Annotated in this window: 13 protein-coding genes and 1 pseudogene; 4 read left to right on the plus strand and 10 right to left on the minus strand. The window is 58.4% G+C overall.

Annotation, left to right across the window (positions count from 1 at the left end):
* Positions 1–256 precede the first annotated feature (256 nt).
* Entirely contained in the window at positions 257–1,933 is a 1,677-nt protein-coding gene (locus NBH12_RS09705; RefSeq protein WP_250819428.1) for a sugar transferase, read from the plus strand.
* Between the two features lie 110 nt (positions 1,934–2,043).
* Here NBH12_RS09705 and NBH12_RS11180 read toward each other — a convergent pair whose 3' ends face one another.
* Positions 2,044–3,870, minus strand: coding sequence for a DUF4012 domain-containing protein (locus NBH12_RS11180; RefSeq protein ID WP_250819429.1), 1,827 nt, complete (start codon positions 3,868–3,870; stop codon positions 2,044–2,046).
* Positions 3,871–4,171: 301 nt separating this feature from the next.
* Here NBH12_RS11180 and NBH12_RS09715 point away from each other — a divergent pair, with 301 nt between their 5' ends.
* Entirely contained in the window at positions 4,172–5,770 is a 1,599-nt protein-coding gene (locus NBH12_RS09715; protein WP_250819430.1) for an MDR family MFS transporter, read from the plus strand.
* 40 nt (positions 5,771–5,810) lie between these two features.
* On the opposite strand, the gene NBH12_RS09720 is transcribed toward NBH12_RS09715, so the two are convergent.
* Positions 5,811–7,136 carry an Nramp family divalent metal transporter gene (locus NBH12_RS09720; RefSeq protein WP_015438447.1) on the minus strand — a complete coding sequence of 442 codons (1,326 nt, stop codon included), beginning with the start codon at positions 7,134–7,136 and terminating at the stop codon, positions 5,811–5,813.
* A gap of 212 nt (positions 7,137–7,348) precedes the next feature.
* Between NBH12_RS09720 and NBH12_RS09725 the strand changes: the two are divergent.
* A pseudogene (locus NBH12_RS09725) lies at positions 7,349–7,546 on the plus strand (hypothetical protein); the annotation flags it as partial.
* 10 nt (positions 7,547–7,556) lie between these two features.
* Here NBH12_RS09725 and NBH12_RS09730 read toward each other — a convergent pair.
* The 7 genes from NBH12_RS09730 to NBH12_RS09760 all read right to left on the minus strand — a co-directional run bounded on the left by NBH12_RS09730 (position 7,557) and on the right by NBH12_RS09760 (position 18,394).
* Complete coding sequence (locus tag NBH12_RS09730) at positions 7,557–8,315, minus strand: HNH endonuclease family protein (protein WP_025301034.1); 759 nt, start codon at positions 8,313–8,315, stop codon at positions 7,557–7,559.
* The gene (locus NBH12_RS09735) at positions 8,315–9,184 is read right to left on the minus strand and encodes an aldo/keto reductase (protein ID WP_250819431.1); all 870 of its coding nucleotides are present in this window, start codon (positions 9,182–9,184) and stop codon (positions 8,315–8,317) included. The genes NBH12_RS09730 and NBH12_RS09735 overlap by 1 nt, the downstream gene beginning before the upstream one ends.
* 674 nt (positions 9,185–9,858) lie before the next feature.
* Complete coding sequence (locus tag NBH12_RS09740) at positions 9,859–12,552, minus strand: glycosyl hydrolase 53 family protein (RefSeq protein WP_065504763.1); 2,694 nt, start codon at positions 12,550–12,552, stop codon at positions 9,859–9,861.
* Between the two features lie 195 nt (positions 12,553–12,747).
* On the minus strand, positions 12,748–13,803 hold the full coding sequence (locus tag NBH12_RS09745) for a LacI family DNA-binding transcriptional regulator (RefSeq protein ID WP_025299568.1): 1,056 nt from the start codon (positions 13,801–13,803) through the stop codon (positions 12,748–12,750).
* Between the two features lie 43 nt (positions 13,804–13,846).
* Positions 13,847–15,979 (minus strand): beta-galactosidase, encoded by a 2,133-nt coding sequence (locus tag NBH12_RS09750; protein ID WP_250819432.1) that lies wholly within the window; start codon positions 15,977–15,979, stop codon positions 13,847–13,849.
* A gap of 166 nt (positions 15,980–16,145) precedes the next feature.
* Positions 16,146–16,808: a carbohydrate ABC transporter permease gene (locus NBH12_RS09755; RefSeq protein ID WP_502801751.1), complete on the minus strand. Its 663-nt coding sequence runs from the start codon at positions 16,806–16,808 to the stop codon at positions 16,146–16,148.
* Positions 16,809–17,044: 236 nt separating this feature from the next.
* On the minus strand, positions 17,045–18,394 hold the full coding sequence (locus tag NBH12_RS09760) for an ABC transporter substrate-binding protein (protein WP_250819433.1): 1,350 nt from the start codon (positions 18,392–18,394) through the stop codon (positions 17,045–17,047).
* Positions 18,395–18,967: 573 nt separating this feature from the next.
* On the opposite strand from NBH12_RS09760, the gene NBH12_RS09765 reads away from it, so the two are divergent.
* A complete protein-coding gene (locus NBH12_RS09765; protein WP_250819434.1) occupies positions 18,968–19,477 on the plus strand; it encodes a hypothetical protein in 510 nt (169 codons plus the stop codon).
* 249 nt (positions 19,478–19,726) lie between these two features.
* Here the strand turns inward: NBH12_RS09765 and NBH12_RS09770 are convergent, their stop codons facing one another.
* On the minus strand, positions 19,727–23,788 hold the full coding sequence (locus tag NBH12_RS09770) for a thiol reductant ABC exporter subunit CydD/CydC (protein ID WP_250819435.1): 4,062 nt from the start codon (positions 23,786–23,788) through the stop codon (positions 19,727–19,729).
* Positions 23,789–24,224: the final 436 nt, after the last annotated feature.

Consider the following 24,224-nt stretch of genomic DNA (forward strand, 5'->3'; position numbering starts at 1 on the left):
TCATCGGGCGTCCCCGTTCCCGGCGACAACACCCCCCGGATCATCGACGACAGGGCAGGAAAGTCATACCGGAACCGGCGACCCGACCCCGACCATCGGGGCCTACCAAACATGGTAATGGGCGGACTCATGGTAGGGTGTGCAACAGAGATGAAATTAACATGATTTCCTTGCAGTTTCAGGAAATACCTTAAGGGGACGAAGTTCACGTACCATGTCAAGAATCAGCACCACGGCATCAGCAACGGCTCAACATATGAGCAACACCACAGCAGAGACTGAGACACTGCACCGAGTGCAAATCAGCCGTGCTCAGGCAGCACATACGGATTCTCACATTGCGGACGCAACTCCTGATACGGCTGCACCAACATTTTTTGACGGCACTTACTTCTCGTCTTCTCCGGATGGCACCGTTACTCATAACGATGCTGGCGATAGGCCTCATCTCACCGAATATTCAGTGCCCAAATGGCGTTACCTGTACAATACGACCATGGTGATTCTGGATCTGCTGATGACCATCATCGCCACCTGCATCGTATTCGCGTGCAATCCAGGAGCATATACCAATGTGCAGAACATGGGACCATCCGATTATGGTGTATTCAGTTTCCTGAGCTTGGCCTGCATCTCCTGGCTCATCAGCCTCTACGCAGCTCGAAGCTACGAACGCCACACTATGGGCAAGGGATACGGACTATATGCCAAGCTGCTGAATGCGGCCTTTATCGACTTCATTATGCTCTGTACATTGGGCTACTTGTTCCATCTGAATGTGCCGCGTTCCCTGAATGTATTTATTCCTATCCTTTCTCTCATCCTCGTTATCGTTGAACGGTGGCTGATGCGTCGTGCGCTTCACCGCAATCGAGCAAAAGGCGAGTTCAACTACCCCACTATTATCATTGGCTCTCCGCAAGGCATCAGTAAAACGCTGAAGCAGCTCAAGGCATGCCTCAGCCTGGGGTATGCACCCATCGCGGTCTGCCCTGTTGCCTCTGTGTGTGATTCGGATGACCCGAATGCTGCTCAACATCTTATATCGGTTCCGTTTATTCCTGCCAATGATGAAGAAGCGCGGCTCAAGGTGATGGCGTTGAACTCCCATTTGCCTCAGACCGCCAAGCGGATGAAGGTTCGCACTATTCTGATCGCTGATGTGCTGACGCATGATTCTGAAACCATGCGTACTCTTTCGCTCGCTGTTGAATCTATGGGCATCGAGCTGGCTCTTACTGCATCCGTTGCAGATCTGAGCGGCGCAAACCTGCAGCTACACAATGACCCCTCTATGCCGATTTTGACAGCCCGACTTGCACAGTATTCTCTGTCGACTCGCATCTTTAAGCGTGTGTGCGATATCGTTCTCTCCCTGGTGGCAATCATTCTGAGTTCGCCCATCATGCTATGGGCTGCATATAAGGTTAAGCGAGAAGACGGTGGCCCCGTGTTCTACTCACAGACTCGTATCGGCATCTACGGCAAGCCTTTCACTATGTACAAATTCCGTTCCATGCGGCTGAACGCCGATAAGATGGATGCCGAAGTGGCTGCCGCAGCTGGCGTGGAACTGGGAACAACATTCAAGGTCAAGGACGATCCTCGTGTTACTAAAATTGGTAAGTTCATCCGCAAGACTTCCATTGACGAGGTTCCTCAGTTCTTCAATGTGCTGAAGGGCGATATGTCTATGGTGGGTCCGCGTCCGCAACGTCAATATGAGGTTGACCAGTACTCGCCATTGTATTCCACTCGCCTACTGGTCAAGCCGGGTATCACCGGCCCTTGGCAGATTTCCGGGCGTAATGATTTGTCTCAGGAACAGTCTGAATATGCAGATGTGTCATATATTCAGAATTGGTCTATCACGGGGGATATTGCGATTCTGCTGAAGACAGTGGGCGCGGTATTTAATGGGACTGGTATGTAGTTTTCGCAATGTAGAGGGCGTCAGCTTTTTGCTGACGCCCTCTTGTTTTTGGTCTCTCTCCTCAGGCAGCCGTTTGTGGCTGACAGCTCCCTTGTCAGAGGGAGCTCTTTTTACTGCTTGTTGATGGAGCAGGCAGCAGTGTCGGTGGTAACACCGGAATCAATCCAGCCCATTGGAGTTTGGTCGATAGTGAGGTCGGAGACAGCCTTGGTGGACGTGGTCACGTCGAAGGAATAGGTGACGGACTCTCCAGGAGCTATCGTGGCATTGCTCGCATACACGGTTTTACCATTCAATGTTTCTTGACGGCTCTCCGTCACTGAACCACCACTGGTCTTAAGATTTGAGATGGAGCCGCCGGCAGGCGCATAAATCAGAGTTTTTTCCACACCTTGTCCGCCGGAGCCAAGGATATAGCTCGTTAGAGCTCTAATCTGGCTGTTCTCAAGTGTATTTGTCATCTTATATTCCACATGATAGGTCTGAGAACCATCATTATCACAGGTGGAACGAGTTACCTTCGAAGTACGATGAATATACCATCCCATCTTTGACGGATTCTGCTCAGTCACATACACTCCCACCTGCGGATGCTCTTCACTGCTCGGAGTCTGTGCAGTAAAGCCTGCATCACTAATGGTCTTTTCAGCAGTTTCGTCGAATGCGTACATGGAGAAGTGACGGCCTTCGGCCATGCTACCCATAAGCTGTGCGACCTTGGTGAGTTTAGCCAAATCAACATTGCTGAACATACTACCGACTGTTTGTTCTGCGACTTGAGCAAATAGGGCGTCCTGCATGGAGACTGGGTAATCGACATACACCTTGTTCAACAAAAACTCAGCAGTGTTATCTCCCGTAAGCACCGTTCCATCAGGAATAGTGACATTACCACTGATTTTCGTAAGTTCCTGCAAAAATACAGGATCAACCATGAGCACGCCGTCCAGCTGAGTATTGCTCCCCCACGGCGTGCGCTGCCAAATCGCGCGCATACCTTCGGCACTGCGTGAAGTATCAGGGTATACGGCCAAATCTCGCACATCGAACGACATATTCAATGGTCCCCACTGCCGGAAGATGCGCTGCTCGTCTTCCGTAGGATCACCAGCACCATATGGGATATATTCACCATTCGAACGGAAATCGCCAATACTGATCTTACCGTTGTCGGTAGTTACCACACCCACAGAACCGATCAAGCCACCGGACGAACGCTCCTCCGAAGTGGTCATAGCCATCAACGCATACGTGCGCGGCTGATCGGAGCCAAGGAAGTCCGGTAGAATCTGGAACGTGCCGGACAGCTGATTGACTTTGTCCGCCATCTTGGTCAGCTGCGTATTGCCGGCGGTATAGGCGTTCTTCACCATGCCGATATGGGCCTTCGGCAGCTGCTGATACTTCTGCACCTGCTGCTGCAGTGACTGGTTCGCGGTGGCAATATTCTTCTGGGCTTCCAGAATCGGCTGCAGATTCAGCTGACCGTCGCCTGAGCTGAGCTGTGCGCTCTTCAGCGTGGAAAGTACGTCCATGAACTGCGGCACCGAATCACTGACCAGCGAATCCACCACCGAAGTCATACCCTGCACTGTGGTGATGTCACCGCCGTACACCGGCGCCTTCGAAGCGATGTTCCACAGCGTGCCGTGCGCAATCTCGTTCGCAGCCGAGGTCTCGGTCTTTGCCTGGCTGATCTGCTGGCTCACCGTATCGAGGTTGTCGAGGTTACCGAGGTCGGTTACACCGCCCAGCAGCTGCATCGCCTGTTCCTCATGCGCCTTTACCTGCTTGGCTTCGGAATACAGCTTCAAACCGAAGAATCCGCTCACGCCTAGCAGCACCACAAGTAGCGCCAGAATCAACACCACCCACGGCCAGATGCGGTGCCTTCTGCGTGGAATACTTGTTGCGTGACTTGCCCTATGAACGCTCATACTAACTCCCAAACTGATCTTATTGACTTGTAACCTCTTGCAATAACCAACCGCCTATTATGCCCCGGTCTTGTGCACAAAGCGTGTTCGCCCCCGCTTCTGCACATATTCCGAACCGACTGGACCACCCCTGGGTATAGCGTATTGGGGTGCTTTGAGAGGCTGCTCGGCCAAGCACGCGAAGACGACGGTCGCCGAATACATCGAATACGCATTGATATGCGAGGCGCATATATCACTGAACAGATGCGCCACCGACACCGCCAAGGCAACAGGCCGGGCAACAGAAGTGGGGTAGTGCGTGACTGGAGCTCAGGGAATCAAGAATCGTCGCGGCGAATTGCAGCGGGTACTGAGCCGTGAGGAATCATACGTGGACGGTAAACTGAGCCGCGCGGCATTTATTTCCATCGCAATCCTGACCTTTATTACCTTTGTTGGCAATTTCACGCAGCTGCAGCTGAGCTCGGCACTGCCGATCATCGTTTCCGAGTTTCATATCTCCGTGACCACCGGACAGTGGCTCACCTCCGTGTTCCAGCTGGTCATGGGCGTGATGGTGCCGCTGACCGCGTTTCTGACCCGGCGCTTCTCCACCCGCCAGATCGTGATTTGCTCAATGGCGGTGTTCACGGTCGGCTCGCTGATGGCTTGGGTCGGCCCGAGCTTCATCTGGGTGCTGCTCGGGCGCGTGCTTGAGGCCGCGGGCACGGGCGTGATGTGGCCAGTGCTGCAGATCACCGTGTTTTCCATTTATCCTCTGTCTCGCCGCGGATTCGCGATGGGCACGGTGGGCATGGCCATGAGTGTGGCGCCGGCCATTGGACCCACGCTGGGCGGCTGGCAAACCGATGCGAACGGCTGGCGCTCCATATTCCTGACCATGACCGTGATTGGCGTGGTCTCGCTGGTGGCGGCCATGTTCGGACTGCATAACTTCGGTTCTCATGACCCGTCGGCCCGCGCGGATTTCTTCTCGGTAAGCCTGTCGGTGATTGGCTTTGGCGGGCTGATGTTCGGCTTCACCAATTCGGAGACCTATGGATTTGCGGCACCGGTAACGTGGGGGCCGATGGTTGTGGGATTGGTCGGCATCGTATGGTTCGTGATGCGCAACCTGCGTCACGGTCGGCGGTATCGCGAAGCCAAGGCGGCGCAGTCGGGAGCGGAGCCGGCCGCACTCCCCCAGCCTCCGCTGCTGGATCTTGAAGTGCTGAAGAATCGGTCCTTTACCGTCGGCACCATCACGGCATCTCTGGCGTTCTTTGCGTTCAGCTCGATTCTGGTCATCATGCCGCTGTATATCCAGACCGACCGTGGCTATTCGGCCACCATGAGCGGCCTGATTATGCTGCCGGGTGCCCTCGGCCAGTGCGTTTCCCAGTTCTTCGGCGGGCGGGCGATGGACCGTTTTGGCGCGCGACCAGTGGCGCTGTGCGGCTCGATTGTGCTGACCGTCGGTACGCTCGGCATGTCTTTGGTGTCTATGGATACATGGATTTGGTGGGTGTCGATTTGCCAGTTCACGCGTCAGATCGGCATGGGATTCCTGCTTATGCCGATTACCACATGGTCGCTGAACTGCTTGAACGGACCGGATGAGGTGTCTGCCGGATCGTCGGTCACGAACACCGCGCGGCAGATCGCAGGTGCCGTGGGTGCACCTGTGTTGGTGATTCTTATGGAGACGTTTGCCGCATGGAGGCATCAAGCGGGAGCCTCGGCCGTTGCGGCTTCCGTCTTCGGCATCCAGTGGGCGCTGCGATTCTCCGCGCTGCTGTGCTTTGCAATGGTGCTTATGGTGCTTTTCGGCGTCAAGGGCGACGGTGCCGGACGTACGCGTGACATTATTTCCTTGCGTGCGCTGCGCGAACGCCGCGCACGGCGTATGGCTCGGTAAGCTGCTCGCTTCCGCTGGCGGGAGCCGGCTCATCAGCTTCTTACGCCCGTCCCATCAATGTCAGGACGATGAGCAGCACGTTGAGGGTCACAATCAGCGCCACCACAATCAGGAAGATGATGTGCTTGATCGTGCCATCAGCCCATTTGCCCATGAGTTCCTTGCTGTGCGTATAGCGCATGAGCGGGATCACGGCAAACGGAATGCCGATGGAAAGCACCACCTGACCAATCACCAGTGCCTCCGTAGGGTCCTTGGCGAACCACAACACAATCAGAGCCGGCACCAGCGTGACCACACGGCAGGCCCACATCGGGGCGTTGACGTGCAACAGGCCGTGCATGATCTCCGATCCGGCATAGGTGCCGACCGACGTGGAGCTTAACGACGAAGCCAGCAGGCCGATGGAGAAGATCATGCCAATCACCGGGCCGAGCACCTGCGCGATCGCCCGCTGAGCGCCATCGATGGAATCCGTGCCTGACATGCCATGCAGGGAGTTGGCGGCAAGCACCAGCATGGCCAGATTCACCGTGCCGGCCAGCAACAACGCCCAAGCCACATCAATCTTCGAGCCTTTGAGCTGACGCTCGACCGATGGCTTCTCGCCGCCCGCGTAATGGTCGTTCACCAGCGTGGAGTGCAGGTAGATGGCATGCGGCATCACCGTAGCACCCAGAATCGAAGCGGCCATCAACACCGAATCCGTACCCTTAAAGCGCGGAATCAGCCCCTTGGCCACTTCGACGGGATTCGGCGGGGCCACGAACAGACCCGCGATGAAGCCGAACGTGATAACCAGCAGCATCACGATGATGATGCGCTCGAATGTGGTTTGCGATTTGCCGCCTTGGAACCACAACATCACAGTGGAGACCGCACCGATGACCAGGCCGCCGAGGAACATCGGCAGACCGAAAAGCAGATTCAGCGCGATGGCGCCGCCAATCACCTCCGCCAAATCGGTGGCGATGGCGATGACCTCGGCCTGCATGAAGAACATGAACCGGCCGGCGTCGCTCATACGTTCGCCCAGCAACTCGGGCAGGGATTTATTGGTCACAATACCGAGCTTGGCGGACTGGTATTGGATGAGCACGCTCATGGCGTTGGCGAGCACCAGCACCCATACCAGCAGGTAGCCGTAGCGTGCGCCGGACGTGATGTTGGCGGCCACGTTGCCTGGATCCACATAAGCCACAGCGGCCACGAACGCGGGCCCCAAAATGCTAGCGAGCGCATGGCCATGAGGATTTTCCTTGTTGTTCGCCTCATCGCTGGCGATTCGGCGTTCCTTCTCGATTTCCGACGTTTCCTGCTCAATGTCTGCCGCAGTGGCGCTTGCTGCCGTGTGTGGTGCTGTCATATCGTCTTCCCCTATTTCCTTCATACCGCGCCCAGTTATAGCGCAGGCATGTTTCGGGTGTCAATACACAAACGATTTGCGGACAATTGGAGAATGATGAGTCAGTCAACAGAGGATACGCCGTTTATCTCACTCATGAAATATGCTACGTCACCAGAAACTCGCTCATGAAAGTGCAGAATCGCAGTAATTGCAGTAAACACATGTTTACTACTGCCAAATCTATGCGAACGTTGATCTCTTCTGACTCGTATCCGGAGATTCAGTTTGGCGTGAAATTATCTGCAGGCAATATCGGCAGTAGTGAACATGTGTTTACTGCACCTTACTTCGCCACATTTCTCTTGCGACGACTGCTACGAGCATTTGACGAGGGGCACGCTCCTCTACTGGATAATCCCTCGAGATAGCCTCTTCCTCCTAATCCGCTGGCACGGCTTGGCCGGGGCAGGTGTGGAGGACGGCGAGCATGGCGTCCTTTTCTTGGGATGTGACGGTGAGTTGGTACTTGTCTTTGACACCAATTTGGCGTGCCACGTAGTCGCAGCGGTATTCGCTGTTGGTGGGCAGCCAGTAAGCGGCGGAGGCTGAGCCTTTCTCCTGGTTGGCGGGGCCATCCACGGCGAGCAGATTATAAGGGTCATTGCCAAACTCGTGGCGTTTGGTTGCGGGCCACTTGTTGGCACCGGACTGCCATGCATTTTCGAGCGCTACCACATGGTCAATCTGCACTTTGGCGCTGGTGGTGCGGCCGCGCACGAAGTTGATGGTTTGCCCGGTATAAGGGTCATCCAATGTGCCGGACACCACCACACAGGAACCAGCGTATTTGTATTTGACGTTGGTCAGGTCGCGGGCAAGTACATCATCGCGGGCGTCGCAACCGTTACCGTCGGTATCGACGGAACGGAATGCAAAGGAATCGCGGTCGTAGCCGTGTGCGCTCTGGTTGTCATCCACGGTAAGTTTGTTCAACGTGTCAGCGGCGGAACCGGTGGCGGTGTATCCGCCGGTGAGCTTGGCTGCATCAGGATTGACTCGCGGCAGCAGCAGGCCGACCGTAATGCCAATGACCGCCACAATGACAATGAGAATAAGCACACGCTCCAGTGGCCCGGAGGCGTTGAAGCGGCGGCTGAAGTGAGCGCTGGAACGGTAAGGACGACGGCGCGGAGACATCAGGCGTAGGTGAAGGTGAGGGGGTCATGACCGGCGCGGGTCGGACCGTCAAGAGCATCGATGGCTGCATGTTCTTCGGCGGTGAGCTCGAAGCCGAACAGGTCGAGGTTTTCCTTCTGGCGCGCTGCGTGCACGGACTTCGGAATGATGATGGTGCCGTTTTCGATGTGCCAGCGCAGAATCACCTGGGCCGGGCTGACCTCATGGGCGGCGGCAATCTTCTCGATGGTGCCGTCACCGGCGTTGAGGTCGGCGCCACGCGCCATCGGCGAGTAGGCCTCCACGGCGATGCCATGTTCCTTGCAAAAGGCCACCACTTCGCGCTGCTGCCACGTGGGGTGCAGCTCGATCTGGTTGACGGCCGGCCATGCGCCGGTCTCCTCGTGCAGACGCTTCAGGTCGGCGGGCATGAAGTTGCACACGCCGAGCGTGTGGGCCAGGCCCTCGTCGCGCAGCTTGACGAAGGCCTTCCAGGTGTCGGTGCTACGCCAGTCGAACGGCGTGGGCCAGTGAATCATGTACATGTCCACGTAGTCGAGCTGGAGGAGTTTCAGGGAGTTGTCGAATGCCTTGAGCGCGGAGTCGTAGCCCTGCTCGGAGTCGCGCAGCTTGGTGGTGACCCACAGTGTCTCGCGCTTAGCGCCCTTGTTGTAGCCGGAAGCGGCGAGCGCACGGCCCACGCCGGCCTCGTTGTCGTATCCGGCGGCGCCGTCGATGTGGCGGTATCCGGCTTCCAGCGCGGATTCGACGGCGGGCACCACGCCCTCATCATCGACGCGTAGGACGCCAAGGCCGACCTGCGGAATGGACTGGCCGTCTTTCAAGGCGACGTCCGGCACGTTGGCGGGGTTGATGCGTCCGTTGGTCATGATGTGCGATGCTCCTTCATGTGCCCTTCATGTACTGCAACTACACGCCACTGTACACGGTTATGCAGGCGATGTGCGGGGGCTGCAACCAAACGGCATGATTGCGCCCGGCCTTCCGTGTGGGAGAGCCAGGCGCAATCATGACAACATCACGCTCTACTCCTGCGACCGGCCCTCGCCCTATTGTTCTCGGGCGCGAATTTGCCCCGGTACAGGCGTCAATCGATTGACGTTTGCGCCAGGGCAGAAATCGTTGTCCCAGTACGCAATTTCGGGCCATTTTCGAGAACCAGGACAAGCCAATCCTCAAAGTCCACATACCCGACAAACAGAATCGGCGGAATACAGCCAATCCCGAAATCAACATACTGTCCCGGTTCTCACATAGAACGATTGACGTGCAAACCGGGGCAACGGGAATTGTCCCGGTACGCGAAAAACACCCGTTTTCGCAAACCGGGACAGTGATTTCTGTCCTGGTACCCACATCAAACGATTGATGCACGAACCGGGACAGAATCGCATCGCTGCACCGAGACAGACGCATCTGACAGCCGACAACCGATAAACGACAGCCGACAGATGGCATTCAAGCAGACGAAAACCGACAGATGGCATCTGACAGCCGGTTGCCGGCTGCCAGCAACCGCATCATAATGCCGCATCAGTCTCTATCAGGAGCGTTTACGACGCAAAGCAAGCGAGACCCCGCCGGCCACGCCGAGAACGACAACCGCAAGACCCACGGCAGTCACCGCGCTACCGGTATTGCTCAGCACACCAGTGATCTTGCCGCCATTCGCACCGTTGGTCTTATCGCCCTCGCCCGTATCGGGATTGATAGTAGCCCCGCCATTACCCGCACCGTCCGAGCCGTTGCCGGAACCACCTTCGGCCCGAGAGGTAACAGCAACCGTATAGGTTTCGGTGACATTCGGATTCGACTTGAGCGTTACGGTAACCTTCGCCGCATCAGCGGGAGCGGAGAAATCGTAATCGAGCGTGAACTGGTCGGCGGAAAGCGTCACGTTGCCCATGCCTGCGGAATAGTTGCCCACGACCTTGAGATCATGGTCGGCATCGATGACATCGCCCACCTGATAGGTGGTTTTGTTTGGCGTGATGGTCAGGCTGGAGACCTCCTTTGGGGCGAGGCCGGCAATGGCATCGGAAACAAGCTTAGTCACATCGTTCACGTCTTGCTCGGTGTAGGCGCTGCCGGCAAGCAGCACGTCAGCGGCGGCAAGCGCCTGATCGAGTTTGGCGAGCGACTCGTTGGTGCACTCATCGCGATTGATTTTCCCGGCTTCGGCCACGGCCTTGTCCAGGTTCTCCGTGGATGGCTTCACCGGAGTTTCGGTCTTTTTGACGAGTGAGACCTTGTCTACATTGCCCCATGCGTCGGCAGGCAGGTTGCCCGTGATGGTGATGGTCGCTGTGCCATCAGCACCCACAGCGACAGGCACGGTGGCGGTATCGAACTTAACCCAACCGTTGAGTTCCAGCGCATCGGACGTGGTCTTGCCACCCGCTGTGGCGGAGAGGGTCACACCATCGGTAATAGCGGCGTTGTCCGCTGCCGCACCTTGGCTCATGGCGGTCAGCACGTATTCGCCAGGCTCGAGTCCGGTAATGGTCTGCGTGGCGGAGAAACTGTAGGCATCGGATGCCCAAAACTTCAGCGCGCGCTTGCCGTCGGCGGCGTTGCCACTGTCTTCGGTGATGGACGCACCGGTGCCGGTAATGGTCCAGTTCTTATCGTTTTCAGCGTTCTCGAAGTTGCCGTCCGTTACGTAATCCTTGGCGGGAGTGGCGGTGACGGTGATGGTGGCGGTCACGTCGTGGCCAGCGTTGGTGGTGCCGGTGATGGTGTATGTGCCTGCGCCACGAATCCAGTCAAGCGCAGCGGATTGCCAGGTCACGGTTTCGGTCTCGTCCACCCCATCCTGATAGTGTGCAGCCACTTCACTCGGCAATTGCGCTTTGATCGCGTCGATGGGATCCGAGTCAGTCGCGGTAATCTCCACTGGATCTATCTTGGTGAACACATGATCGGTGACGGCACCGGTGTGAATGTACTTGAACGTCGGCAGAGAGGCGAGCGCCTTGCCATCGAAATCGAACAAAGCTTGGTTATCGACACCTGAGCCGCCCCAGTACAGGCCGGCGTCATTGGGATCGTATTCGCCGGCCGCTTCAGTGGCCCAGCCGCCACCGTACTTGTTCCACGTATCCACCAGCTCGGCGTTATCCTTGCCGCCGGTGCCCACGGGCACCCATGCGGGCTCCCAGTAGAACACACCCAGGCCGTCGTTTTCGCCATCGCCATCATTGTCGCCAATATTGTTCACGGCCTCGGCGACCGCGCGAATCTCATCGGCCTGGCCTTGCGGGCTGATGTCGTATTTCTTGAGGTTATTGGCGGTTACTTTACTGGGCACTGTGTTGGAATCATCGTCGCCATCATCCAAGGTGTATGCCCACGACGTTTCCGCCACCATCACATCTTTCTTATAAGTGGAGGCCACGTTCTTGAGCACGCTGGTGAGGTTTTCGGTGGTGCCATGCCAGAACGGGTAGTAGGAGCTGGCGAACACATCGTAATCCACATTGTGGTTGCTCAACTGTTTGGCGTAAGTGGCGTAGGTGCCGGCTTTCTCCGGGTTGGTGAAATGAATGACGACCTTGGCTTCGGGGAGCACTTCGCGTATGGCTTTGGAGCCTGCGGAGAATACTTTGGACATGCCGTCCCAGCCGGAGATGCCGGCGATTTTCGCAGTAGTTTCGTTGCCGACCTGTACCATGCCGACGTCCACGCCGGCTTGTTTGAACGTGGTCAGCGTCTGCTTGGTGTAGTCGTATATGGTGTCGGCGGTTTTGTCCGCGTCGCCTTCAAAGGATTTCCACGCCTTGGGCACCTGCTGCTTGCTGGGGTCGGCCCAGAAATCGGAGTAATGGAAGTCGACCAGCACTTTCAGCCCTGCTGCCGTGGCTCGCTTGGCCATGGTCAGTGCGCGATCGGCGTTGACGTTGCCGCCGCCATATCCTCGGCCGTCTGCGGTGAACGGATCGTTCCACACGCGCAGACGCACATAGTTCACGCCGGATTCCTTGAGCAGCGTGAACAAATCCTCGACCTCGTCATTGGCGTTCTTGAACGTGACGCCGCTTTCTTCCAGCGAGAGCATGGATGAGACGTCCATACCGCCGATGAAATCATCGCTTAAGCCTTGGATGGCCTTGACCGAGACGGCGGCTTTGACTGGTTCTTCTTCGGCGGCGTTTGCAGTGAACGTGCCTCCTGCGCAGAGCATTATGGCGGCCACGCTGGATGCCATAATGCGAGTAAGCGCGGTATTTCGGCGCATGCTTTTTCTCCTTTGAATGGTGAACGCTCAGAACGAACGCCCAGTGATGCTTGGCGCTTCCTTTCCTTATGCGCCACGTGGTACAGCTGTGTATCACGCAATTGTCACCTTAACACTTTATGCCGCGCTGGTCAACCGGTGTATCATCGCCTCGTACGGCCCAGTACAGCAACACCAGTATTACAGCAATGTCGTTCAACGTGTGGAGGCGCGGGCGATGACCTGGGATTCGGTGGTGAGCAGTTCGGGCTTGATGATGCTGCCGTCGATGCGTCCGAGGATGCGATTCACTGCCGTGGGAGCCGTCCAGTCAAGGCGGGAATCCATGGTGGTCAGCGGAATCTGCAGGTAGGGGGCTTCCTCGTTGTTATCGAAGCCGATGACCTGCACCTGCGCGGGTACCTCATAACCAGCGGTGCGCAGAGCGGTCAATGCGCCGATGGCCAACTGATCGTTCAGAGCGATCACACCGTCGAACGGCACGCCGGAATCAATGAGCCGCTGGGTCACACGGGCACCGGCTCCGATGGTCCAATCCTGATCGGTGTTGCCAATCAGCTGCGGATCCAAGGAGAGCCCACGCCTGCGGGTCTCTTCGATGATGCCGCGCAGACGCAGCTGCGCGTTGCCTTCTACGGCATTCAGCAATGCATCTTCGTCGTAAACGTCACGGGCACCGATCACTGCAAGTCTGGTGGAACCGCGGTCATACAGGTAGCCTGCGGCCATGGCGGCTGCGGATACATCGTCTGGGGTCACGTGATCCACAATGCCCCACGTGGTACGCGCGCCAACGATGACCAGCGGAAAATCAACCTTCAGATCATCGGGCGAAATGTTTTCAACCTCGCTCATGGAAAGGATCATGCCATCGGACACCGTGGAGTTGAACTTCTTCAGCAGATCGCGCGCGCCTTTCGCGGAGCCTTCCGCATACGTGGTGACGTATACGGAATAGTTGCGCTGGCGGGCGGCCTCGATGGTGCGGTTGGCCAACTCGGCCAGATATGGCGGAATCAGCGAAGGCACGGCAAGGGTGATGAAACCGGTGTGATTGCGGTTGAGGTTGCGGGCGGCCACGTTGACTCGGTAGTCGAGGTCCTTAATGACCGACTCGACCTTGGCACGGGTCTCATCGGTCATACGCCCGGAGCCATTGATCACGTTCGACGCAGTTTTGAGCGATACACCGGCGGCCTGAGCGACATCGCGTAGCGTCACTCGACGCTTGGCTGTTTTCTCGTCGCTCATGCCGCGCTCCTCCATCCGGACAACATTGCCATTCTAGCGCGGTCTAGCAGGACGTTTTAGCGATAAGAATAGCGTTACGGTTCAGCGTATATCCGACGGCATCCGTCTCGCAACGGTGGGCGATGATGGGCTTGCCCTCCACACCGTTGATGGCGACGGGCTGGTTTGAGCGGTTGAGGTAGAAATCAAAGCGGGTGGAGCCGTCTGCGGATCGGCGGATGGTGTGCAGGATGCGGGGATCTGTGGTGGGATAGGTTGGAGTTTGACCACCCTCAGTCGGCTGCGCCGACAGCTCCCGCCAGCGGGAGCCAAGTGCTTTGAGCAGCTGGGCAATGTCGTGACGGTTGAGGTCGCAGCCCACGTAGATGGCGGTACCGTTGCCATAGGGACGGCTGGTGATGGCGGGGGTGCGCTCCAGCTCCCAGTCGGCGGCGGACTCACCTGTGTAAGAGGCAAGCACTGTGGCGTCCGCGGCTACGGAAGTCACGTCGTTCTGCCACAGGCGGGTCGTCAGACCGTTGGACAGGCTGATTTCGCTGGGCTCGCCTTCGGCTTCTTCACCGAGGATGTTGAATTCTTCGCTGCGGATGCCGAGCATGTCGCGTAGGAGGCCATTGCCGGCACCTGGGTATCCGCCGAGCCCGATGTGGAAGCACTCGTCGATCAGGCCAGTGGCGTAGCCGACGATGACGGTTCCGCCGGCCTTCGCGAAGTCGGCGATACGGCGAACGTCTTCGTCGGACAGGCTGAGCACGGTGGGCAGCACGATGGTTTTGTAGTCGGTCCAGTCGCAGGCGAGCGGCACCACGTCCGCGCGCAGCCCAGCATCCAGGAAGCCGCAGTACCAGTCGCGAACGTCGTGCCAGTGGTTGAGTTTCATGCTGGGCAGGGTTTCGGAGCGTGTGGCCCATTCGGATTCCGCGCTGAACAGGATCGCCGTGCCGGCACGCTCGAGCTCAGTGCCCTGCAGCCCGGCGTCGGAGAGGGTCTTCAGCGCCTTGCCGAGCTCGCATACGCCGCGGAAGACCTTGGAATCGGCGCCCGCGTGGGGCAGCATGGCGGAGTGGAACGCCTCAGCGCCCGACTTGGATTGCCGCCATTGGAAAAAGCAGATGGCGTCGGCGCCCATGGCCACGTGGGCCAGGGAGTCGCGCATGAGCTCGCCGGCCCGTTTGCGCGCGTTGAGCGGCTTCCACTGCACGGCTGAGGTGGAGTGCTCCATCACGTACCACGGCTTGCCCAGCGCGAGGGAGTCCATGAGCGCGTCCGAGCAGGCGAGTTCGTCCAGGTGGGATTCGCCTTCATGGAAGTAGTGGTCGTTGGACACGAAGTCCACCTCGCCGGCCCATTTGGCGTAGTCCATGACGCACTGGTCGGTGGAGACCATGAAGTTCGTGGTGAACGGCTTGCCGGGGCAGATCTGCTCGATGGCGTCACGTTCGGCCTTGTAGAAGTCGAGCAGCATGTCGTTGCCGAACCGCTCATAGTCGAGCTGCTGCGGCGGGTTGACCATGGCGTCGCCGCCCATGTGACGCGGCAGCAACACATCGTCGAAACTGTTCACGTGCTGCGACCAGAAGGCCGTGCCCCACGCCTCGTTCAACGCGTCGATGGTACCGTACTTGGCCTCGCACCACGTGCGGAACGCGGCCAAGGCGTTGTCGGAGTAGTCGTAGCGGTTGTTCCAGCCGTATTCGTTGCCCATGTGCCAGGCGGTCACATACGGGTTGTCCTTGTAGTGTTCGGCAAGTTTGCGGCACAGGCGCAGCGCGTATTCCTTGAACACCGGGCTTGTGGGCTGCCACGACTGGCGTGAGCCCGCGTTGACGATATGACCATACCGGTCTACCGGCAACACCTCTGGATGGGATTCGTACAGCCACAGCGGCGCGGTGGCGGTGGCGGAGGCCAAGTCCACGGCGATGCCGGCTTTGCCGAGCCTGTCGATCACATGGTCGAGCCACTCGAACGTGAACGCGCCCTCGACCGGCTCGATCTTGTCCCAGCTGAAGATTGCCAGCGATACGACGTTCACGCCGGCCTCACCCATGAGACGGATATCCTCGTCCAACGTCTCCTCGGGCCACTGGTCCGGGTTGTAGTCGCCGCCGAACGCGATGCCGCGGCCAGATTCCGTCAGCAGGGAAGGCCACCTAAATGCTCTACGAGTAGTCATATTAATCAAATCCTTTATTGTATCGGCTCATGGCCGGTGCTGTGTTTGCCGGTTTTGGGCTTTGGCTCCCCTAGTCTCACTGCGTTCGACAGCTCTCCTCAGAGAGGGAAGCCAAGACCCCATTTCTCCAGCTCCCCTCTCTGAGGAGAGCCAGAGGGAGTAGCAACTACTCCTTGACGGCGCCTGCGGCGAGGCCGGACTGCCAGTACTTCTGCAGGCACAGGAACGCGATGACCAGCGGGATGATCGTGATCAGGGAGCCGGTGAACTCCCACGTGCTGATGTTGCCGATGGAGGCAAGCAGCACGCCCGGCCGCAGCACGTCGACGTTCGTGCCGAAGAAGTCGTTGAACGAGCCCACCAGGCCGTACTTCGCGCCGTACACGAAGCCCCACACCAACGTGGACACCACCGCGGGCACCGCATAGGGCAGGAACGTGCTGATGCGGAAGAACTTGGCGCCGTGCAGCTTCATCGAATCCAGGGCGAGGGCCATGGCAGCCGACAGGAACAGCATGATCGGCACCTGCACGCAGGTGAACAGCGCCACACGACCCACGGACGACCAGAACTGGCCGTCCTGCAGCAGGCGCGCGTAGTTCTCGACCCCGACGAACCTCGTGCCGCCGATCATCTGCTTCTTGAAGAAGCTGATGTAGATGGCGTACACAATCGGAATAATGAACACGAACACGAACACCACCGTGAACGGCCACATGAACTTCCATCCACGCCAATCGGCCTTATGCTTGTTGACGCGGGCCTCGGCCGTGTGCAGATCCGCCTCCTCAGGCAGGATTCCCACCGTTGGCTGCGAGGCTGCGGCCATTGTTTGATCGGACATAATCGATTGCTTTCTTGGGATACGGATTGCTGTGCTGCGCCCGCTATCAGGGGGGGTCGCTCGATTGGAGCGGTCACGTCAGGTGAGGGCATGGGAAAGCGGGGACACTGGGGAGCATCCCCGCTGTGGGAGATCGGGCGGCTAGGCGGAAGGAGAGTGGCCTAGCCGCAGGTTTTGATTGTTGGTCAGTGCCGGATGTACCGGCAATAGATCGGATTGTGTCACTTGACGGTGACGTTGTAGCCCTGCTGCTTGCCTTGCTCGGCCAGCTTCTTGGCGTAGTTCTGGAGTGCTTCCTCCAGGGTGATGTCGCCGGAGTAGGCCTTGGAGACTTCGTCGCCGTAAGCGGTCTGGGCGTACGGGTTGTACGGCAGGTACTGGAACTTCTCGGTCGGGCGCTGAGCCGCGGCGGAAAGGACTTCGTTGACGTTCTGACCGCCGAAGTAGTCGTTGGTCTTCTTGTTGGACTCGGTGGTCGGGTCGGTGAAGGAGTCGGACTTCAGGATCTTCTTCAGGGACGGGAAGGTACCGGTGTCGGCCATGGTCTGAGCGCCCTCGCCATGAGTCATGTACTCAACGAGCTTGTAGGCAGCGGCCTGGTTCTTGGACTGCGAGGTGACGGCAAGTGCGGAGCCACCGTCTTCGGCGGAGACTTCCTTGCCGTCCTCCCACTGCGGCAGCTGGGCGACGCGCCAGTTGCCGGCCTGATCGGGGGCGCCGGTCATGAGGTTGATCGGCATCCAAGCGCCGATGGTCAGGGAGGCGAGGGTGCCATCGTTGAGCTCGCGGTTCCAATCGTCGGACCAGTTCGGGGTCTTGGTGTCCACGAGGTCTTCGTCGATGAGCTTCTGGACGAATTGGATATAGCGCTGCATGCCCTCGTCCTTGGTCATGTTGATAGTGATGTTCTCGCCATCGACCTTCCACGGCTGGGCGCCGGCCTGCCAGATCTGGGCGGTGAAGGGCTGGTAGTCGTTGGACGTGCCGGCAAGGTTGGTGATGTAGGAGCCGATGGCGCGAATCTTCTTGGCGGCCTCGTAGTAGTCGTCCCAAGTCTTGATGGACTCGCCGTCCACGCCGGCCTTGTCGAACACTGCCTTGTTGTAGAAGAACATTTCAGGGCCGGAATCAATCGGCAGAGCGTACGGCTTGTTGTTGTACTGGAGCTTGTTCCACGGGCCGGCGGCGAAGTCGTCGGCGAGCTTGTCGGCACCGAACCGGCTCAGATCCACGAGGCCATCGGTGACGGCGAACTGGGTGACGGTCGGATCTTCGAGCATCACGACATCCGGGGCGCCATTGCCGGCGGCGATGGCGTTGGAGAGCGCGGTGGAGGTCTTCTCGGCGGTGCCGGTGTTGTTAAACTTGACGGTGATGCCGGGGTTGGCCTTCTCGAAGTCAGCGAGGATTCCCTTCATCGAGTTGCCGGAATCCCAGCCCCAGAACACGAGTTCGGCCTTGTCGGCGTCACCCTTGTTGACGCTGTTGTCGTTGCTGCTGCCGCAGGCGGCGAGACCGACGAGCGTGGCCACGGCTGCCGTTGCCGCGATGACCTTCTTGGTGTTGCGCATGTTATCTCCTCCTGGACCATTGGAGTTGGCTTGCGGGTGGTTGGCTTTCTTCCGACTGGCTTCCGGTTTTCGTCCGGTTACTTCTCGGTTATCTTCCGGCTGTCTTTGGCTGCCTTCCGATTGCCAAAAACGAATCGACTGCTGCGTTGGATTTCAATTCGTTTGGCCGCTTGCGAAGTCTCCTCTGGCCACCTTTCCTTGGGGTGTTTTCTTTGGTACACCCGTGTACCAATACCTAAGATGATACACCTGTGTACCAATTTGTCAAAATAACCCAACACGCCTGATTTTCTCGCCTTTTCCACGCTTTCCACGTGAGCAAATCTCCAGTCGAACAGCGACTTGTCTCAGAGGCTCTTCTCCCCTCCCCCAACGTGAGTAGGTCCCGACTCTCAGCACACCACCAAATAACGCGTAGCATGCTCGTGAGTCTCCAACACCACACACCACGGCGCGATTCCACCACTCAGCCGCCTCACTAATGCCCACATTTGTAGATATTCAACGCCATATGACAAGAATCTGACCAGTATGAACAGGCACCCCCCATAGCTGTATTGAGAGGAAGAGCACATGGCGGGCCTATTTCAAGCTGCTTCCAAGCAGCGCAATCCCTTGGGAACAACCATACGTACTCACGGATCAGGCAAATATACGTTCGGTCTGGCCTTAAGAGCCGGCCAATATCCGCGGTCTGCCTGCCTTTCCCTATCAGCTCCTCGCGGTATGCGGCATCTTCCTGACCAATGTCATCAACTACATCATCGCCTCCTACGGTTCCAGAAGCTGGGATGTCAACACCGGTTGGCGTTGGATGCTGGGGCTGGGTGCGATTCCGGCCGCCGCGTTCCTGCTCTCCATGGTGCGAGCACCGGAAAGCCCACGATCCTCATTCAAGCCGGCAGAACCGAAGAGGGATTCGCGGTGCTCGAGCACATCATCGGCACCGAACAGGCACGCCTTCGCACTGACGACATCCATGCATCGGTCAAACTCGAAACCGAAATGTCGCATGAATTTCACGACCTGTTCCGCCCGGGGCTGTGGAAGGCGCTCGTCATCGGCGCTTTGATCAAGGCGTGAATGCTGCGTTGCGTTACTGCATTGTCATATTGCCATGTTGCCATGTTGCCGCGTTATTGCATCGCTACGTTGCCACGTTGCCACATCACATTGCATTGCCGCATTGCTGCGTTGCCGCATCACATATCGCAACACAAACGCAGCAACGCAATGACGACCGGAGATGGCATCGCCGCCACCCGCGAGGAACCGCAGTGCAACGCGGTAACGTAACGCAATGCGATGTGATTCCCGCGTAGTTACAGGCAGTTACAGATTGAGTACCGCATCAGCAATGCGCATGGTGGATTCGCGGTGGGAGACCAGCACCACAGCCGCGCCGCGCTCCTTGTCTGCATGCTGCTCACCCACGGCCATAGCGTGAATGGAACGTAGAATAATAGCCTCGTTCAAAGCATCCAAACGGCTGGTCGGCTCGTCGAAAAGCACCAGATCAGCATTGCGCAGGAACACACGAGCCAAACCGATACGCTGGCGTTCACCTTCGGATAGACGGTCGCCCAGCTCGCCTACCTGAGTATCAAGGCCATCGGGCAAGGAATCAATGAGATCAAGCACGGAGGCCTTGGCGAGAGCCTGACGCAAACGAGCGTCGAGACCGTCAGATGCTGCCACCCGAACGGCATCGTCCTCTGCCGATTGCGCCGCCAACCGCTGCTGTCGGGAATCAACGGTCTTGGCACCCACTTCCCCATTGCCTGCAACATTTGCAGCTTCAACCTCGGACTCAGGCAAAGCAATCAGCAGATTGTCTCGGATAGAGCCATCAAACAGGTGGGTTTCCTGGCTCATCATGGCCTGAATACGTCGGCGAGCATGCACATCGACCTCGGGCAACGGCATGCCGGACAACGTCACCTGACCGCGCCGCGGATCCCAGTAGCGCAGCAGCAGCTTGAGCATGGTGGACTTGCCCCGGCCGGACGGCCCCTGGATACCCAGCACGCCATGCTGCGGCACGTCAAGCGAGAAGTCGGACAAGACTTCGCGCTCCCCCGCATATGCAAAGGTGACGTCATCAAGACGCATGCCCATATACTCCTGCGGCACAACAGTGCCATTCTCGGTCACAGCGGGCACCTCGTCCATCAGTCCGAACAGTCGGCTAGCGGACGCAAAGGTCTGAGTCAGGTTAGCGGCCAAGGCGGCGAGCGCCAAAGTCGGTCCGAACGAGCTGGCGAACAGCACGAAGGCGGCAATCAGAGCCGGAATGCTCTGCGGGTTCGCGCCGGCACAGGCAATAGCCACGGCGACCGAAGCCGCTGCGAGCACAGCCACCAAGAGTCCGCTGATTCCGGTGAAACGGCCGTTGACCTTGCTGAGTTTGGCGTGATCCTTCCACAACGCATGGGTACGGTCCTCGATGGCCTGCGCACGTTCCTCGCCGCGGCCAAATCGGATGATTTCGTCCAGGCCGCGCATGTCATCGAGCATCACATTGTCGAGTTCTCCGGCAGCGCCACGGATGGCAGGGCCAAGGTTACGTACGCCGGTGGCAAAGAATCGCGGCACAAGGATGCCGATAACCAGGTGGGCAGCAATCAACGCCAGCGCCATCCATGGGCTTAGGGTGGCGGCCACAATCGTGTAGATGATGGTGGAGGTTACCGCGATGGCCACCGGACTGATGGTGTGGGCAAAGAAGATCTCAAGCAGTTCCACATCGGTGGTCAGCATAGCGATAAGGTTGCCCTTACCTTTGCCCGCGAGCTTGGCCGGCGCCAGTCTGCGCAACGCGGCGAACGCCTTGGAACGGAAGAGTGCGAGCAGATGGAATGCCACATTGTGGTTCAGATATTGTTCAATGTATCGGGTGATACCACGCAGAAGAGCGCAGATAATCATCATGATGACGGCGGGCACAACACCCATGCCCCACACCGGATTACCGGCAAGTGCAAATGCCGCGATAATGCCGAACACGGGCAGGAAGGTGGCCGAAAGATGGCCGATGGTGCCGGCGGTGGAGGCCGCTGCCATCAGTCCTGCCATCGGTCGGGCTTCCTTAAGCAGTCGCCTGAGCACTTGGAATGTGCTCATTTTGGAAGACGAATCGCTATTTGCAGCACCAGCCGGAGTCTCAGCCGAGGCCTGCTCACTCCCGCCAGCGGAAGACGTCGGCAAAGCTGACTGCAGGTGGTCAACCGTCATACCCGCCTCTGCGCTTACACGCGCTGCGCCACCCTCAGTCCGACTGTCGTCGGACAGCTCCTGCTTGCGGGAACCAACCTGCAGCACATGCCGAGCATGGCCTTCTCCGAAGTTCTCAATATCTGCCTGCGTGGCAAACAGCTTGGCGTAGACGTCGTCCGCCGTCATCAGCTCGGTATGGGCGCCACTCTCAACCGACTTGCCGTGTTCGAGCACCACCACTTGGTCAGCGTGTTCGGCGTTGGCCATGCGATGGGTGATCATAATAACCGTCTTGCCGCGGGATTGTGCCAATTCGCGAATTGTATCCAAGATCAGCTCTTCGGATTCCACGTCAACGCTGCTGGTCGCCTCATCGAACACAAATACCGGCGAATCATGCAGGAGCGCGCGGGCGATGGCGATGCGCCGGCGCTGGCCGCCGGACAGGTTGGCGGCATCGGACTCAATCGGCATGCCCAGTCCGTTCGGCTGTGCGTGCACGAAGGCGGCAATGCGCGCCTGCTCGAGCGCGGACCACAGATGGGAGTCCACGGAATCCGGCGAATCAGGAATCTCGTCATCGGGCAAGGCCATCAGAAGATTCTCGCGCAATGTGCCCGCAAACAGATGGCTGCTGGCACCAATCACAGTGACGGCTCCAGCCAGTGTTTCGCCTGACAAATCGGATACCTCGACGCCGTTCAGCGTGAGCGAACCTCGGTAACCGGCCAGTGTACCGGCAAGCAGCGAGGCGGCCGTGGACTTGCCGGAACCGGAGATGCCAACAATGGCGGTGAACTGACCGGGCTGTGCGGCGAAGGTGATGTTGGTGAGCGCAGGAGCGACGGCGGAATTGGGGCTGGTTTCACCTTGCTTATCGGCCTTTGCGGATGCGGACTTGGAGTCGCCGTGCCCGGCATCATCATAGGAATAGCCGACGTGGTCGAAGCGGACCGTCAGACCGTCGTCAGCGGAATCGGAATCGTTGGCCGGCAGAGTTGCCGTGCCATGCTCGGGCTCCGGGGTGTCCAGCAGAGCGAAGATGCGCTTGGTGGAGGTCATGCCGTTCATCGCCACGTGGAAGAACGAGCCAAGCTGACGCATGGGAATAAAGAATTCGGCGGACAGCAGCACAATGAACAGCAGACCGGTAAGAGACAGCGGGTAGCCCACCCCGAACGGGATGAGATAGTGCAGGCCGTATGCCGCGTAGGCAAGCACACCAGGCAGATGTGAGGCCAGTGCGATTGGCGACCAGCCGGACGCACCATTGGCAAAAGCATCGCCAATATGCGCGTATTGCCATAACGCCACACCGACGCCGGCCGCAGCACCGCCGTAGGCCACTATATCCATGGCGGTCAGCGAACGCAACTGAATCTGCAACACCCGCATGGTCATCACGCGGAAGCCTTCGGCTTTCTTGTCCATCTCGATGGCGGCGCGCTCGTCGGCGTCGAAGTTTTTCAGGGTCTCAAGGCCTTGGAGATTGTCGAGGAACGCGGCGCCCATATCGGTGTAGCGCACCCAGTACTTCTTGAAGGCGCGGGCGGCGGTCATGGAGACGATGCCGGTCACGATGATGATGAGCGGCGCGCAGACCAGCATGACGGCAGCAGCGGGCACGTTAATCGGCGCAATGGCCACGAACAAGGTGATTGGCGCAAGAATCGCATAGAAGAGCTGCGGCAGGAACAGTTCAAAGAAGCTTTGAATCTGTTCAACACCTTCGCCGGCGGATTGCACCACATCCGAGGTCTTGATGCGGGTTTTGTAGGACGGGCCGAGTGCCACCATTTTGCGGTACAGCTTGGATCGCAAAGCCAGTTTGACTCGTTCGGCGGCTTCGGTGCCGAGGCGGGTGGCATGCGTGGTGGCCGTGTACCGAACCACTATGCAGACCAGAGCAAGCAGCGCGTAAATCATGACGTCGCCAGCCATGGGCAGCACATCCGCGCCGTGCTGATCAGACAACGGCACGGGGCAGGCCACGCCTTGCGAAGTGCCGCCGCATTGGAGCAGCGGCGGTGCCACAGCGGCCAGCAAGCTGTTCAGCAGCATTACCAGCGACAGCATAAAACCAATGTTGGCAAACAGACCTACCCACATCAGGGCCACTTTGCCGGCTATGAGTTTTTTCAAGCCAGGCGCCAATTGGAACAGTCGTTTGTCGAACATGGTTCGTTTCCCCTCGCCGTGCTGACTGCCGCGTTATTGCAGTAGGTCTCGTCATACGTCCAGTCGCGTGTACCACCGATCGCATACCCATACATACCGGTGGGGCACACTGCGCGCAATCCTATTACCCTAGGCAAAAGCGCATATACACGCCAGACCTTCGACTGAGACAACCGTCACACCAAATTTCCGTTCCCGAATACGAATCCGCACAATGCGGAGCACTCTTTTCCTGAAAATAGAATTTGCGTATTTGCCCGGCATCGCACAGTCGCGGCCACGTCCACACCCACAGCCACGCCCCGGCCACAGTCGAGGTCGCAACCACAGCCATAAATCCCGCTTTCACAGTTACAAGGCACCGATTCCACTGCTCAATGGCCTATCTCCGTTTCAAGGGGCGGATTTCGGTGTCTCCGGAGGTCTATCTCCGTTT

Origin of the sequence: Bifidobacterium sp. M3-N-101, from assembly GCF_023656805.1 — a bacterium.
In the GTDB taxonomy this organism is placed as follows: Bacteria; Actinomycetota; Actinomycetes; order Actinomycetales; family Bifidobacteriaceae; genus Bifidobacterium; species Bifidobacterium breve.